Origin of the sequence: Brachymonas moutaii (nom. illeg.) (assembly GCF_049977365.1) — a bacterium.
Lineage (GTDB): Bacteria > Pseudomonadota > Gammaproteobacteria > Burkholderiales > Burkholderiaceae_C > Brachymonas.
The window spans coordinates 401,492-415,037 of sequence record NZ_JBNGEN010000001.1 but is presented as its reverse complement, the minus strand read 5'-3'; the positions used below and the strand labels follow the sequence as shown (position 1 = coordinate 415,037).

The following is a 13,546-nucleotide window of genomic DNA, read 5'->3' as shown; positions in this document are numbered from 1 at the left end:
CTCAGGGGCAGAAACGGGACGCGGCGCGACCGGCGATGGCACCCTGTGCGCAGGGCTTCGGGCCCCGATTGTAGGAAATCCAGGGTCCCTTCTGTGCTGCCCTGCGCACGTCAGGCGGAAACTCCTGTGTCAGGCCCTGCAGCAGCGGGGGCGTGCTGCAGCGCATCCAGCCCTGCCAGTGCCCAGTGCCGAAAATGGGCCGAGAGCGCTGCTTCCTCGCCCTGGAAGTCGCGGATCACGCGGCGCATGGTCTGGCGATGGATCAGGAAGAGCATCAGGATGGGGCCCATGATGCTCAGCAGGCACGCGGGCACGCGCGGGTCCGATTCGGGCAGGCCGGCCGCTTCGGCAATGAGCCGCCACATGATGGTGCGCTTGGGCAGGATCTCCTGTTCGATCAGCGGATCGAGCAGCGGCGAGGGCATGATGAGCGCACGCATGAGCAGCGGCAGATGCCAGCCATGCTCCCGACACGAGGCCTGCACGAAAGCGTCGATGGCACGGCACAGCCGGGAGCGGGCATCACCCGGCGTCTCGGCAATGGCGCGCAGCAGATCCAGCCCGATCCAGTGTCGGTGCGCCTGCACCAGCAGTTCGGCATACAGGGCTTCCCGGCTGCCGAAGTGGTAGTTGATGCTGGCCATGTTGACCCCGGCTGCCTCGCAGATCTGTTTGCTGGTAGTGGCATCGAAGCCGCGCTCGGCAATGAGCTGCCCCGCCACGTCCATGAGGTGCTGGCGCGTGACCATGCCATCGCTGCGCCCATGGCGTCCCGAAACCGGGGCTGGAGAAGAGGGGGAGGACTGGGGCATGGCGACTCCGCAGACTGGAAACGGAAGGAACAGGGCCCTGCACCGCAAGAGGCAAGTCCACATGCGCATCATACAGTTCAAATCACTATTTGAACTATGGGCGGATCGGCGCTACACTGCGCAGCAGCAGGGCGCATTCTTGCCATGCATGCCAGGTGGAGGGTGTCCACGAATGTCGGGTCTGTCATGAACAAGAAAATCACCATTGCAGCAGTTGCCCTGGCCGTCTGTGCGGCCGTGGGAGGCGGGCTCTACCAGCGTCACCGGCTGCAGCAGCGCGAAGCCGGGGAGCTCACGCTGCAGGGCAACGTGGACATGCGACAGGTGTCGCTCGGCTTCAATGCCACCGGGCGCATCGCGCGGCTGCTGGGGCGCGAGGGAGATCACGTCCGCAAGGGCCAGCTGCTCGGCGAGCTCGATACCTCTACCCTGAGCCTGCAGGTGGCCCAGGCCCGGGCCCAGCTCGGCGCCCGGGACGAGCAGCTCCGCCGGCTGCGCACCGGGGCCCGGCCGCAGGAGATCCGGCAGGCCGATGCCAATGTGCGCGGAGCCGAGGCCCAGCTCCGGCTGGCCCGCATCCAGCTCGCGCGGCTGGAGGGGGCCTCCGGCGTCAGTGCGGGGGAGGCGGTGAGCGCCACGGAACTCGACAATGCGCGCGCCAACCGCGACGTGGCACAGTCCCGGCTCGATGCCCTGCGCGAGGCCAGCGCACTGCTGCATGCCGGGGCACGGCGCGAGGATGTGGCCGAAGCCACGGCCCAGCGCAATGCCGGACAGGCCCAGCTGGCGCTGCTGCAGCGCAATCTGGCCGATGCACAGCTGGTCGCACCGCTCGACGGCACTCTTCGCAGCCGGCTCCAGGAGCCTGGAGACCTCACCAATCCCCAGAAGCCGGTCTACGCTCTGGCGCTGACCGACGGGAAATGGGTGCGCGTGTATGTGCCGGAGTCCGCATTGGGCCGCATCCGACCGGGCATGGCGGCCCGCATCCGCATCGACAGCGCGCCCGGGCATCCGCTCGATGGCACCGTGGGCTACATCTCGTCGGTGGCCGAATTCACGCCCAAGACCGTGCAGACCGAGGAGCTGCGCAGCTCGCTCGTCTATGAGGTGCGGGTGCAGGCGCAGGATCCCCAGGATCGGCTGCGGCTGGGCATGCCGGCCACAGTGACGATCCCGCTGGGCGCCGCTCCTTCCTCGGGCTCTGCCGCCGGGACGGGAACCGGCCACGCGTCATGAGTACCCCCACGGGCGTGGGGGTGCCGCAAGAGAAGCGCTGGGCCGTGCAGGCACGGGGGCTCGGCATCGACTTCGGCACTTCCCGCAAGGGCGCTCCCGTGGTGCATGCCCTGCATAACGTCTCCCTGCAGGTGGCCGAAGGGGCCCTCACCGCCGTGGTCGGCCCTGATGGCGCTGGCAAGACCACACTGCTGCGACTCATGGCGGGCCTGATGCTGCCCGACACGGGCGAGCTCGCCGTGCTGGGGCTCGACCCGCGCACCCAGTCTGCAGCCCTGCAGAGCCGCATCAGTTACATGCCCCAGCGCTTTGGCCTCTATGAAGACCTGACGGTGCAGGAAAACCTCGATCTCTATGCCGATCTCCATGGCGTGCCGGCTGCAGAACGCCGGGAGCGCTATGCGCGGCTGCTGCACATGACCGACCTGACCCGCTTCACCGCTCGCCTGGCAGGGCAGCTCAGCGGCGGGATGAAACAGAAACTCGGGTTGGCCTGCACCCTGGTGCGCGCCCCCGATCTCCTCCTCCTCGATGAACCCACGGTGGGTGTCGATCCGCTCTCGCGCCGCGAACTGTGGGAAATCGTCCAGCGCCTCCTGGAGCACGAGCGCATGAGCGTGATCGTCAGCACCTCCTATCTCGACGAAGCCGAGCGCTGCGATCAGGTCGTGGTGCTGCACGAAGGATGCGTGCTGGCCCAGGGCCGGCCGGCTGACCTGCGGGCAGAGGCAGAGATTCAGGTGCGGATGCGCGAGCCCGCTCCGGCAGAGCCGCCCCGCATGCTGCAGGCACGCCTCATGGACGATCCGCGTACCGTGGATGCCGTGCCCCAGGGCGGGGCCGTGCGCTGGGTGCTGGGCCGGAACGTGAGCCTGCCCTCCCAGGAGGCCGGACGTCCTGTGCCCGAACGGCTGGAAGATGCCTTCATGTTTCTGCTCTGGCAGAAGCGTCGGCAGAACGTGGCCGCTGCTTCGGGCCCTGCGTCTGATGCCGTACCGACAGCCCATGCCCAGGCAGCGTCGCCTGCGACGGCCAGGGCTGTGCAGGAGGAGGCTCCCGTCATCGAGGTTCGCGATCTGGTGCGTGCCTTCGGAGACTTCGTGGCCGTGGACCACACCACGTTCCAGGTGCGCAGGGGGGAAATCTTCGGTCTGCTGGGCCCGAACGGTGCCGGCAAGACCACGACCTTCCGCATGCTGTGCGGGCTTCTGCCCGCCACATCGGGCACCTTGCGGGTGGCGGGTGTCGACCTGCGCACGGCCCGTGCCGAGGCCCGCAGGCGCATCGGCTATGTGGCGCAGAAGTTCTCGCTGTATGGCGACCTCACCGTGCGCGAAAACCTCACCTTTTTCGGCGGTGCCTATCGCCTGTTTGGCCACCCCCTGCAGGCGCGCATCAAGGAGCTGCTCACCACCTTTGGGCTGCGGGAGCATGACCACACGCCCACGGCCCGGCTTCCGGGCGGATACAGACAGCGCATGGCCATGGCGGCTGCGCTGCTGCACCGGCCCGAGATCCTGTTTCTCGACGAGCCCACGAGTGGGGCCGATCCGCTCGCGCGGCGCGACTTCTGGCGTCGCATCACCACGCTGGCCGCCGCAGGCACCACGGTGGTGGTGACCACCCATTTCATGGAAGAGGCCGAGTACTGCGACCGCATTCTGATCCAGGATGCCGGCCGGATGCTGGCACTTGGCACCCCCGCCGAGGTGCGGGCCCGGGCCGCGCAGGAAGGTGCCAGAGTGGACACCATGGACGAGGCCTTCATCGCCATTGTCGAAGACGAGCGCCGTCACGCCATTCCTCATCCATCTGGGGCATCAGTGGCATCAGGGGAGAGCCCGACATGAGCCGATTCACTTTTCGCGCCCTGGTCGGGTCAGGCTCCTTGCGCCGGATCATGGCACTGGTGCGCAAGGAACTGCACCAGCTGCTGCGCGATCCGGGCAACCTCGCCGTGGGCATGGTGCTGCCCATTGTGCTGATCCTGCTCTTCGGCTATGGGCTGTCGATGGATGTGCGCCATGCCCCCGTCGCCGTGGTCATGCCCCATGATTCCGCCGAGGCTCAGGGGCTGATGGCCGGCCTGCGTGGCAGCGGCACGCTGCAACCGGTGCTTGTGCGCAGCCAGGCCCAGGCCGAAACGCTCCTGCGTGACCGGACGGTCGATGCCATCGTGCAGCTGCCTGCCGCGCTGGATGCCGATCTGGTGCAGGGGCAGGCCAGTGTGCAGGTCATCGTCAACGGGGTCGAGGCCAACCGCGCCCGGCTCGTCATGCTCTACCTTCAGGCCGCACTGGGACAGTCCGCGCAGGTGGCACTCGACCGGCAGGGCAGCGCAGGGGTCGGCAGTGGCCTTGCCGGCACGGGGCAGGTCGGCATCGAGCCCCGCGTCTGGTTCAACGCGGCCAACAGCAGCACCTGGTATCTGGTGCCGGGGCTGGTCGTCATCATCATGACCATTGTGGGGGCCTTTCTGACCTCGCTGGTCATGGCACGCGAGTGGGAACGCGGCACGCTCGAATCCCTCTTCGTCACTCCTGTGCATCCTGTCGAGATCCTGCTGGGCAAGATCATTCCGTACTTCGGAGTGGGCATGATCGGACTGTTTCTGTGTCTGGCTGCGGCGCGGTGGCTGTTCGGCGTGCCGCTCGAAGGCTCGCTCGCGGTGCTCATCGGGGTTTCCATGCTGTACCTGCTGGTGTCGCTGGGCATGGGCCTCGTCATCTCGGCTGTCACCCGCAGCCAGTTCCTGGCGAGCCAGATATCCCTCATCCTCAGCTTCCTGCCTGCGTTGCTGCTCTCGGGATTCCTGTTTGACCTGCACAGCGTGCCGACCCCGGTGCAGGTGGTCGGGCACCTGCTGCCGGCCACCTACTATGTGGAGCTGCTCAAGAATCTCTTCCTGGCCGGGACGCCCTGGCCCCTTATCCTGCGCGATGCGGCCGTGCTGACGGCCTACGCCGTGTTCTTTCTGCTCATTGCCCTGCGGCGTACCCGCAAGCGGCTCGAAGGGTGATATCCATGCGGATCTGGCTGCTGTCCGTTCTCTATCTGTGCCGCAAGGAACTGCTGGCCATTCTCAAGGACCCCAAGAGCCGCGTGGTGCTGGCCGTGCCGGTGATCGTGCAGTCGCTGCTCTTCGGGTATGTGGCCACCTTCGACATCCCCCATGTGAGCTACGCCCTGCTCGACGAAAGCCGCGGGGCCGCTGCGGCCGACTTCATCGCGCGGCTCGAAGGCTCTGGCACCTTCCAGCGCGTGGAGACCCTGCCCAATGCCAGTGGCATCGACGGCGCCATCATGGACGGGCGTGCCATGGCCGTGGTGCATTTCGGCCCCCGGTTCGATGCCGATCTCCAGGCAGGGCGGACAGTGCCCCTGCAGCTCGTGCTCGATGGCCGCAACAGCAACACTGCAGCCATTGCAAGCAGCTATGTGCAGACCGTGGCGCAGGACTTCAATGCCCGCTGGCGTGCCGAGCACGGCGGTGGGAGCATTCCCCTGCGCATCGAGAGCCGGGCGTGGTTCAATCCCCAGCTCGACACGCGCTGGCAGTTCATGCCCAGCCTCATCGCTTCCCTGAGCATTCTGCAGACGCTGCTGCTCACGGCCCTGTCTGTGGCGCGCGAGCGCGAGCAGGGCACCTTCGACCAGCTGCTCGTCACGCCGCTCACTCCCGCACAGATCATGATCGGCAAGGCCATTCCTCCCATTCTGGTTGGCGTGGTGCAGGCCACACTCGTGCTGCTGGTGGCACGCTGGTGGTTCCGGGTGCCCATGGCGGGCGGGGTCAGTACGCTGTACCTGGGGCTGTTCCTGTTCACGCTGGCCAGCGTAGGCATTGGGCTGGCCATTTCGGCGTTCTCGGCCAACATGCAGCAGGCCATGCTCTATGCCTTCGTGTTCATCATGCCCATGATCATGCTCTCCGGCCTTACGACCCCCGTGAGCAACATGCCCGAGGCCATGCGCTGGATCACGTCCGTCAATCCGGTGCGCTATGCCATCGATCTCGTGCGCCGGGTCTATCTGGAAGGGGCCAGCACCTGGGAGGTAAGGGAAGACATCTGGCCGCTGCTGCTCATTTCAGCCGGCAGTCTGCCCGTGGCAGCCTGGCTGTTTCGCCACCGCATGACCTGAGCCTGGTCTGCGCTTTCCGGGGCACAGGAAAGACAGGCTTCCAAAAACACACGGCCCCGGAATGCATGGCAGCATTCCGGGGCCGAAGGTGTGGCGGTGAGGGCGGTCAGGCCTTGGCCGACTGCGCCTCTTCCTCGTGGTAGCGCTGCACGCGCTCCACCTCGTTGCGGCTGCCCAGAATCACGCTCACACGCTCATGCAGGGCATGGGGCTGCACATCCAGAATGCGGCCCTGTCCGGTAGTGGCCATGCCGCCGGCCTGCTCGACCAGCCAGCTCATGGGATTGGCTTCGTAGAGCAGGCGCAGCTTGCCGGGTTTCTGGGGATCGCGCTTGTCCCACGGGTACATGAAGATGCCGCCCCGGGTCAGGATGCGATGCACGTCGGCCACCATGCTGGCGATCCAGCGCATGTTGAAATCCTTGCCGCGCGGACCTTCGGAGCCCTGCAGGCATTCGTCGATGTAGCGCTTCACGGGTGGAGCCCAGTGGCGCATGTTGCTCATGTTGATCGAGAATTCCCTGGTGTCGGCCGGAATCTGCACGTTGTCCTGCGTGAGCACGAAGCTGCCGAGATCGCGGTCGAGCGTGAACATGGCCACGCCATTGCCTACCGTGAGCACCAGTGTGGTCTGCGGGCCATACACACAGTAGCCTGCGGCAACCTGCTGGCTGCCCGGCTGCAGAAAATCCTGCTCGCTCACTGTTTCCTGGCTGGCCGGCTTCTTGAAGACACTGAAGATCGTGCCGATGCTGACATTGACATCGATGTTGCTGGAGCCGTCGAGCGGGTCGAACATCAGCAGGTATTCCCCCTGGGGATAGCAGGAAGGCACCACATAGATGGTGTCCATCTCCTCGCTGGCCATGGCTGCCAGGTGCCCGCCCCATTCGTTGGCTTCGATCAGCACCTCGTTGGCGATGATGTCGAGCTTCTTCTGCACCTCGCCCTGCACGTTCTCGCTGCCGGCAGAACCCAGCACGCCTCCCAGCGCTCCCTTGTTCACGGCATTGCTGATGCGCTTGCAGGCGCGGGCCACCACTTCCAGCAGCAGGCGCAGATCCCCGGGAATGGCGCCATGCAGGCGCTGCTGGTCGACAAGATAGTGGGTAAGGCTGACAGAAGAGGACATGATGGATGTGGCTTGAAGCTCAAAGTCTATGGATGCATCCGATTATAGATTTCCCGCTTGTTCGTGGCAGGAAGGAGACAGGCACTTGCAGAGCACGCAGGGCAACGGGCGAATTGTCAGCCAGATGACCTGCAGAGATGCATCTTTGTGCGATCGTTGTGAATATGCGTTCATTTTTTGTAACATAGTTGGACGCTATCCCGTTTAGTACGGGAGCACCAGTGTGAGCGGTGACGCATGAGCCTTTTGAATGCGACGGCTTGCACTGGAATGGGGGGCATACCTGCGTGCGGGCTCACAAAGAAGAGCGAACTTTTGCAGCATTTTAAATTAATCTAAAGTATTAATCAAATACGGTAGGTTGCCACCATGAAGTGCAGGTTTTGTGGTTCCATATGCTGCGAAAGACAAGGTACTTCTTCACACCGACCAGCAGGATTCTCCAGTTTTTTAATTTTCGTGCATTAAATATGCATAATTAAATCCATGAACAAGGGAATCATTCTTGATGAGCTGGATCGCAAGATTCTTCAGGCGCTGCAGATCGACGGGCGCATGACCTATGACCAGCTAGCAGAAAAAGTACAACTTTCGCCTTCGGCTGCCTTGCGCCGGGTCCGCAAGCTGGAGGAATCCGGCGTCATCGGCGCCTATGTTGCATTGATCGAGCAGGATCACGTGGGGCTGGGGCTGACTGCCTATGTGCATGTGCGCATCCAGCGTCCGGGAATCGCACCGGGACCCGATCCCATGGAGCGCTTCAGGGTGGATGTGCAGAACTGGCCCGAGGTCACCCAGTGTGCTTCCCTGACGGGCGAGATGGACTATCTGCTGCGTGTGGTAGTGGGCGACATGGGGGAGTATTCCCGCTTCATGCTGCAAAAGCTGCTCAAGCATCCGAGCGTGCAGGACTGTGCCACCAGCTTCGTCATGGACTGGGTAAAGGACACCACGGCTCTGCCGCTGTGAACTGAATCCAGAGGCGGCATGGAACGGGGCCGAGTCTGCAGCTCGAATGCCCCGCCGTATCCTTGTCCCTGCGGCAATGCATGCCGCTTCATGCCGTTTCCCATGCACAAGGGCGCCCCGGAGGGCGCCCTTGTGGTGTCCGGAGCCTGATCGGTCAGGCTCCGGAACGTGCGAAGTCTCGCAGGGTCTTCAGTCGGCCAGTGCGCGGCCGATGACTTCGCGTACATCGGGGCTCAGGTCCGGCTTGGCTGCCACTCGCCGGATGGCCTCGCAGGCAGCGCTCCGGTAGGGTTCGGCCAGACGCTTCCAGTGGTCGAGCGCACGGGCCAGGCGGGCAGCCATCTGGGTATTGATGGCATCGAGTGCCAGTACCTGATCGGCCCAGAACACATAGCCGGCAGCATCCCTGCGGTGGAACGCACCGGGGTTGTAGTGGCAGAACGCCGACAGCAGGTTGCGCACGCGGTTCGGGTTGGTCATGGTGAAGTCGCGGTGCTGCATGAGCTGGCGTACCGTGCCGAGCACGCTGCCATCGACGTCGGTGCGGCTGGCCTGCAGGTTGAACCACTTGTCGATGACCAGCGCCTCCTCGCGGAACATCTGGTAGAAGCGATCGAGGGCAGACTGCGCAAGCGGGCTCTGTGCTTCGAGCAGGGCTTCCAGCGCGCCCATGCGGTCCGTCATGTTGCTGGCGTCCTTGAAGCGCTGAAGGGCCTTGCCCGGCCAGATCTGGTTGCCGGTGTCGCGGGCAGCACGGCACAGGCAGGTCAGGGCCAGATTGGCCAGGGCACGACGTCCCACGCTGATGGGGTCTGGGGAATAGGCCCCGGTGCAGCGGTTGTCTTCCCAGGCCTGTTCCCATTCACGGTTCAGGGCATGCGACACCTGCTGCCACATGGCTTCGCTCACGGCCTTGACCTTCTGCGGGTCGACTTCATCGAGCTCCTCGGCGATTTCGTCCTCGTCGGGCAGGCTCAGCACCAGCTCCTTGAAGGCGGGGTCGAGATCGGGGTGGCGCAGCACGCCGCGCAGGGCCTCGATGGTGGCCGCATCGAGCACTTCACGGGGGGCTTCGTCGGCCTCGACTGCCTCGATGGCCTGATCCATCATGAGGCGCTGGGCAGCTTCCCAGCGGTTGAAGGCGTCGGAGTCGTGGGCGAGCAGGTGCAGGCGGTCTGCCACGTTGCGCGCATCGGTTGCTTCGTCATCGTCCTCGGTTTCGTTGACCGACAGCCACACAGGAGCCGAGAACTGGCGCAGCAGCGAAGGCACGGGGCGACTGTCCACGTCCGTGAAGACGAAGGTCTGCGTGGCTTCGGAGAGCACCAGCACGGTGTCGAGCAGCGGGGCAGCATCGCCTGCGGTGGAGGTGTCGCCAGCGAGATGCAGGGGCACCGGGCGGCCGTCGGTTCCCACGAGTCCCATGCGCACCGGGATCAGGAAGGGTTCCTTGGTGGGCTGGTTGGGAGTGGCGGGGCAGGTCTGTGTCAGCGTGAGGGTATAGGTGCGCGCGCTGGCGTCGTACACGCCCTGAGCGTCCACCTCGGGAGTGCCGGACTGGCTGTACCAGCGCTTGAACACGTCGAGATGCCGGGCGAGGGCGCTGTCGGGATTGGCATCGGCAATGGCCTGCGCAAAGTCGTCGCAGGTCACGGCATGGCCGTCATGGCGCTGGAAGTACAGGTCCATCCCGCGACGGAAGCCGTCCACTCCGACGAGGGTCTGGTACATGCGGACGACCTCGGCCCCCTTGTCGTAGACGGTGCTGGTGTAGAAGTTGGAGATTTCCTGGTACTGGTCGGGGCGCACCGGGTGGGCCATGGGGCCCGCATCCTCGCTGAACTGGTCGCTGCGCAGGTCGCGCACGACGGCGATGCGGCGCACGGCTCGGGCCGTGGCGGTGCCGGCCATGTCTTCGCTGAACTGCTGGTCGCGGAAAACCGTGAGGCCTTCCTTGAGGCTGAGCTGGAACCAGTCGCGGCAGGTGACGCGGTCGCCTGTCCAGTTGTGGAAGTATTCGTGGCCGATCACGCTTTCGATGGCGTCAAAGTCTCCATCGGTGGCGGTGGAAGGCTTGGCCAGCACGTACTTGGTGTTGAAGATGTTGAGGCCCTTGTTTTCCATGGCCCCGGCATTGAAGTCGCTCACTGCCACGATCATGAAGCGTTCGAGGTCAAGGCTCAGGCCAAAACGGGCCTCGTCCCAGGCAATGGCGTGCTGGAGCGAGCGCATGGCGTGCTCGGTCTTGTCCAGATCACCGGCGCGCACATAGACCTGCAGCAGGTGGTCCTTGCCGGCACGGCTGGTGATGCGCTGTTCGCGGGCGACGAGCTGGCCTGCCACGAGGGCAAAGAGGTAGCTGGGCTTCTTGAAGGGGTCCTGCCACACCGCATAGTGGCGGCCGTCTTCGAGCGGGCCTTCTTCGAGCAGGTTGCCGTTGGACAGCAGCACCGGGTAGCGCTTGCGGTCGGCACGGACAGTGACCTTGTAGACTGCCATGACGTCCGGGCGGTCGAGGAAGTAGGTGATGCGACGGAAACCTTCTGCCTCGCACTGGGTGAAGAAGCAGTCCTGGCTCATGAACAGGCCCATGAGCTCGGTGTTCTTGCTGGGGGCGCAGGTGGTGAAGATTTCCAGCGAGAACGGTTCATGGCCGGCCGGCAGGTTCTCCAGCACGAGCTTGTCGCCTTCCATCTTGAAGGAGGTGCCTTCGCCGTTGACGAGCACGCGGGCCAGATTGAGTTCCTCCCCGTCCAGGCGCAGGGGCTGCTCGGGCACGTCCGGATTGCGGCGCAGCGTCATCTTGTTGAGCACGCGCGTCTTGGCAGGATCCAGGTCGAAGGTCAGGTCGACCGTGTCGATCCAGTAGGCCGGAGGCTGGTAATCCTTGCGGTAGACGGTGGGAGCGGGAGAAAGCGATTCACGGTACATGGTGTGATCCAATCGATGCAGACATGCGCGGCTCCGGAGGAGCGGCGCGGAAAGGGGAGTGGCAGGATGTCTCCCACTGGTCGGGGAGACGGGTTGGAAGGCCGGCCATCATGGGCCCATGTGCGTCCATGACGGCTCCCAACGATAGCACTGCCCGGGCTGCCCTGTGCAGCACAGGCGCAGCCGGGCCATATCGCTTACTGGGGTCGCACGCTGCCCACGCCTGCCTTGAGCGAGGCTTCGATGAAGGCGTCCAGATCCCCGTCGAGCACCTTCTGGGTGTTGCTGATCTCGACGTTGGTGCGCAGGTCCTTGATGCGGCTGTTGTCGAGCACGTAGCTGCGGATCTGGTGGCCCCAGCCCACGTCGCTCTTGGTGGCTTCGAGCTGCTGCTGGGCTTCCATGCGCTTGCGCATCTCGTAGTCGTACAGCCGGGCGCGCAGACGCTGCCACGCCACGTCGCGGTTCGAGTGCTGGCTGCGGCTGTCCTGGCACTGCACCACGATGTTGGTGGGGACGTGCGTGAGACGCACGGCCGAGTCGGTCTTGTTGATGTGCTGGCCGCCTGCGCCCGAAGCGCGGTAGGTGTCGACCCGCACATCGGCCGGGTTGATCTCGATGTGAATGGAGTCGTCGATCTCCGGGTAGACAAACACGCTGGCGAAGCTGGTGTGGCGGCCGCCGGAGGAGTCGAACGGGCTCTTGCGCACGAGCCGGTGCACGCCGGTTTCGGTGCGCAGCAGACCATAGGCGTATTCGCCCTCGATCTTGATGCTGGCGCTCTTGATGCCGGCCACATCGCCGGGCGTCTCTTCCTGGATCTCGACTCCGAAGCCCTTGCGCTCGGCGTATTTCACATACTGCCGCAGCAGCATGCTGGCCCAGTCACACGCTTCGGTGCCACCGGCTCCGGCCTGGATGTCGATGAAGCAGTTGTTGGGATCGGCCGGCTGGTTGAACATGCGGCGGAATTCCAGCGACTCGATGCGTTCGCGGATGGGCTGGGTGTCGGCCTCGATGGCCGCGAGGGCATCGTCGTCGCCTTCTTCCTTGCTCATCTCGAACAGTTCGGTGCTGTCGGACAGCTCCTGCGACAGGGTGTCGAGCACGACGACGACGTCATCGAGCTGCTTCTTTTCCTTGCCGAGTTCCTGTGCCTTCTTGGGGTCGTTCCAGACGGCGGGATCTTCCAGGGCCGCGTTGACGGTTCTCAGACGTTCTGCTTTGGCAGGGTAGTCAAAGATACCCCCGTAGGTCATCGGTCCTCCGGCTGAGGTCCGCCAGGGTGTTGCCGATGCTGTTGATGCGTTCTGCTTCCATGTTGATGGTTCCTTGCTGGAATGAGAGAGGATTGAAATAAATAGAAAGGGGAGAGGAGGGGCAGGGCCCTGCACCGCCCAGCCTGGGTGGCCACGATGCGATGGTGCGCTGGTCAGGGAAATCCCCAGTCGGGAGCGCGATCGCAGGGGCAGAAGATGCTCCTGGCCTGCTCCCGAGAGTGGGCAGAATTGTCGCACGCTTCGCTCCCGCAAGACCCGGGTCAGCATGCATGGGCTAGAATCGTGCGGCGGTTTTTCCGGTCTTTCCATCGGATTTTCATTCACTTACCTCACCCAAGAGAGCATTCATGTCACTCGACAAAGTCACCCCCGGTTCCAAGCTGCCCGAAGTCTTCAACGTCGTCATTGAGATCCCCGCCAATGCCGCCCCCGTGAAATACGAAGTGGACAAGGAATCCGGCGCCGTGTTCGTGGATCGCTTCATGACCACCGCCATGCACTATCCCGTGAACTACGGCTATGTGCCCCAGACCCTGTCGGGTGACGGTGATCCGGTCGACGTGCTGGTGATGACTCCCTTCGCGCTGCAGCCTGGCGTGGTGGTGCCCTGCCGTGCGCTCGGCATCCTCAAGATGGAAGACGAGGCCGGCGTGGATGGCAAGGTGCTGGCCCTGCCCACCGCCAAGATCTGCCCGCAGTACAGCCACATCAACAAGCTCGAAGACCTCAACCCCCTGACGCTGCAGACCATCAGCCACTTCTTCGAGCACTACAAGGATCTCGAAAAGGGCAAGTGGGTCAAGGTGCTGGGCTGGGAAGGACTGGAAGCTGCCGCTCAGGAAATCACCGACGGCGTGGCCAACTACAACAAGGGCTGAGCAGCCCCCTCCGGGCTGGGATACTGAGTCTCCGGCTCGCTCTGCACGACAAGGCACTTCGGTGCCTTGAGTTTTTTGTGCGCAGCCTTTTGTCCTCTTCGGGAAGGCCGGCAGGCAGGGCCTGACGCGGCACAATGAGGGGCAGTGCGCTGGAATGCACGG

Annotated in this window: 10 protein-coding genes; 6 read left to right on the top strand and 4 right to left on the bottom strand. The window is 64.4% G+C overall.

The features are described from left to right. Positions 1–110: 110 nt before the first annotated feature. The gene (locus ACP2WS_RS01875; protein WP_426459248.1) at positions 111–812 is read right to left on the bottom strand and encodes a TetR/AcrR family transcriptional regulator; all 702 of its coding nucleotides are present in this window, start codon (positions 810–812) and stop codon (positions 111–113) included. A gap of 186 nt (positions 813–998) precedes the next feature. Between ACP2WS_RS01875 and ACP2WS_RS01870 the strand changes: the two genes are divergently transcribed. The 4 genes from ACP2WS_RS01870 to ACP2WS_RS01855 are packed head-to-tail and all read left to right on the top strand — an operon-like array spanning position 999 to position 6,194. After that, entirely contained in the window at positions 999–2,051 is a 1,053-nt protein-coding gene (locus ACP2WS_RS01870) for an HlyD family secretion protein (protein ID WP_426459246.1), read from the top strand. Further along, the gene (locus tag ACP2WS_RS01865; protein ID WP_426459244.1) at positions 2,048–3,901 is read left to right on the top strand and encodes an ATP-binding cassette domain-containing protein; all 1,854 of its coding nucleotides are present in this window, start codon (positions 2,048–2,050) and stop codon (positions 3,899–3,901) included. Before ACP2WS_RS01870 ends, ACP2WS_RS01865 begins: the two co-directional genes overlap by 4 nt. Continuing rightward, positions 3,898–5,070 (top strand): ABC transporter permease, encoded by a 1,173-nt coding sequence (locus tag ACP2WS_RS01860; RefSeq protein WP_426459242.1) that lies wholly within the window; start codon positions 3,898–3,900, stop codon positions 5,068–5,070. Before ACP2WS_RS01865 ends, ACP2WS_RS01860 begins: the two co-directional genes overlap by 4 nt. Before the next feature lie 5 nt (positions 5,071–5,075). Beyond that, positions 5,076–6,194: an ABC transporter permease gene (locus ACP2WS_RS01855; RefSeq protein WP_426459241.1), complete on the top strand. Its 1,119-nt coding sequence runs from the start codon at positions 5,076–5,078 to the stop codon at positions 6,192–6,194. 106 nt (positions 6,195–6,300) lie between these two features. Here ACP2WS_RS01855 and ACP2WS_RS01850 read toward each other — a convergent pair whose 3' ends face one another. Beyond that, positions 6,301–7,326 carry a class 1 fructose-bisphosphatase gene (locus ACP2WS_RS01850; protein ID WP_374490929.1) on the bottom strand — a complete coding sequence of 342 codons (1,026 nt, stop codon included), beginning with the start codon at positions 7,324–7,326 and terminating at the stop codon, positions 6,301–6,303. A 486-nt stretch (positions 7,327–7,812) separates the two neighbouring features. On the opposite strand from ACP2WS_RS01850, the gene ACP2WS_RS01845 reads away from it, so the two are divergent. Further along, complete coding sequence (locus ACP2WS_RS01845; RefSeq protein ID WP_426459240.1) at positions 7,813–8,295, top strand: Lrp/AsnC family transcriptional regulator; 483 nt, start codon at positions 7,813–7,815, stop codon at positions 8,293–8,295. 189 nt (positions 8,296–8,484) lie between these two features. On the opposite strand, the gene pepN is transcribed toward ACP2WS_RS01845, so the two are convergent. Then, positions 8,485–11,226 (bottom strand): aminopeptidase N, encoded by a 2,742-nt coding sequence (gene pepN / locus ACP2WS_RS01840; protein ID WP_426459238.1) that lies wholly within the window; start codon positions 11,224–11,226, stop codon positions 8,485–8,487. Between the two features lie 197 nt (positions 11,227–11,423). Further along, positions 11,424–12,546, bottom strand: a protein-coding gene (gene prfB, locus ACP2WS_RS01835; protein ID WP_426459237.1) for a peptide chain release factor 2 whose coding sequence is annotated in 2 segments (ribosomal slippage) — positions 11,424–12,464 and positions 12,466–12,546 — 1,122 coding nt in all. Because the reading frame shifts where the segments join, the coding sequence is not laid out codon by codon here. Between the two features lie 307 nt (positions 12,547–12,853). On the opposite strand from prfB, the gene ppa reads away from it, so the two are divergent. Next, positions 12,854–13,384, top strand: coding sequence for an inorganic diphosphatase (gene ppa / locus ACP2WS_RS01830; RefSeq protein WP_374490922.1), 531 nt, complete (start codon positions 12,854–12,856; stop codon positions 13,382–13,384). Positions 13,385–13,546: the final 162 nt, after the last annotated feature.

Bases quoted from the DNA above. Each gene is read 5' to 3' on its own strand.
- ACP2WS_RS01865 (WP_426459244.1), top strand. From the start codon at position 2,048: ATGAGTACCCCCACGGGCGTGGGGGTGCCGCAAGAGAAGCGCTGGGCC.
- ACP2WS_RS01845 (WP_426459240.1), top strand. From the start codon at position 7,813: ATGAACAAGGGAATCATTCTTGATGAGCTGGATCGCAAGATTCTTCAG.
- ACP2WS_RS01850 (WP_374490929.1), bottom strand. From the start codon at position 7,326: ATGTCCTCTTCTGTCAGCCTTACCCACTATCTTGTCGACCAGCAGCGC.
- ACP2WS_RS01860 (WP_426459242.1), top strand. From the start codon at position 3,898: ATGAGCCGATTCACTTTTCGCGCCCTGGTCGGGTCAGGCTCCTTGCGC.
- ACP2WS_RS01875 (WP_426459248.1), bottom strand. From the start codon at position 812: ATGCCCCAGTCCTCCCCCTCTTCTCCAGCCCCGGTTTCGGGACGCCAT.
- ACP2WS_RS01870 (WP_426459246.1), top strand. From the start codon at position 999: ATGAACAAGAAAATCACCATTGCAGCAGTTGCCCTGGCCGTCTGTGCG.
- ppa (WP_374490922.1), top strand. From the start codon at position 12,854: ATGTCACTCGACAAAGTCACCCCCGGTTCCAAGCTGCCCGAAGTCTTC.
- pepN (WP_426459238.1), bottom strand. From the start codon at position 11,226: ATGTACCGTGAATCGCTTTCTCCCGCTCCCACCGTCTACCGCAAGGAT.
- ACP2WS_RS01855 (WP_426459241.1), top strand. From the start codon at position 5,076: ATGCGGATCTGGCTGCTGTCCGTTCTCTATCTGTGCCGCAAGGAACTG.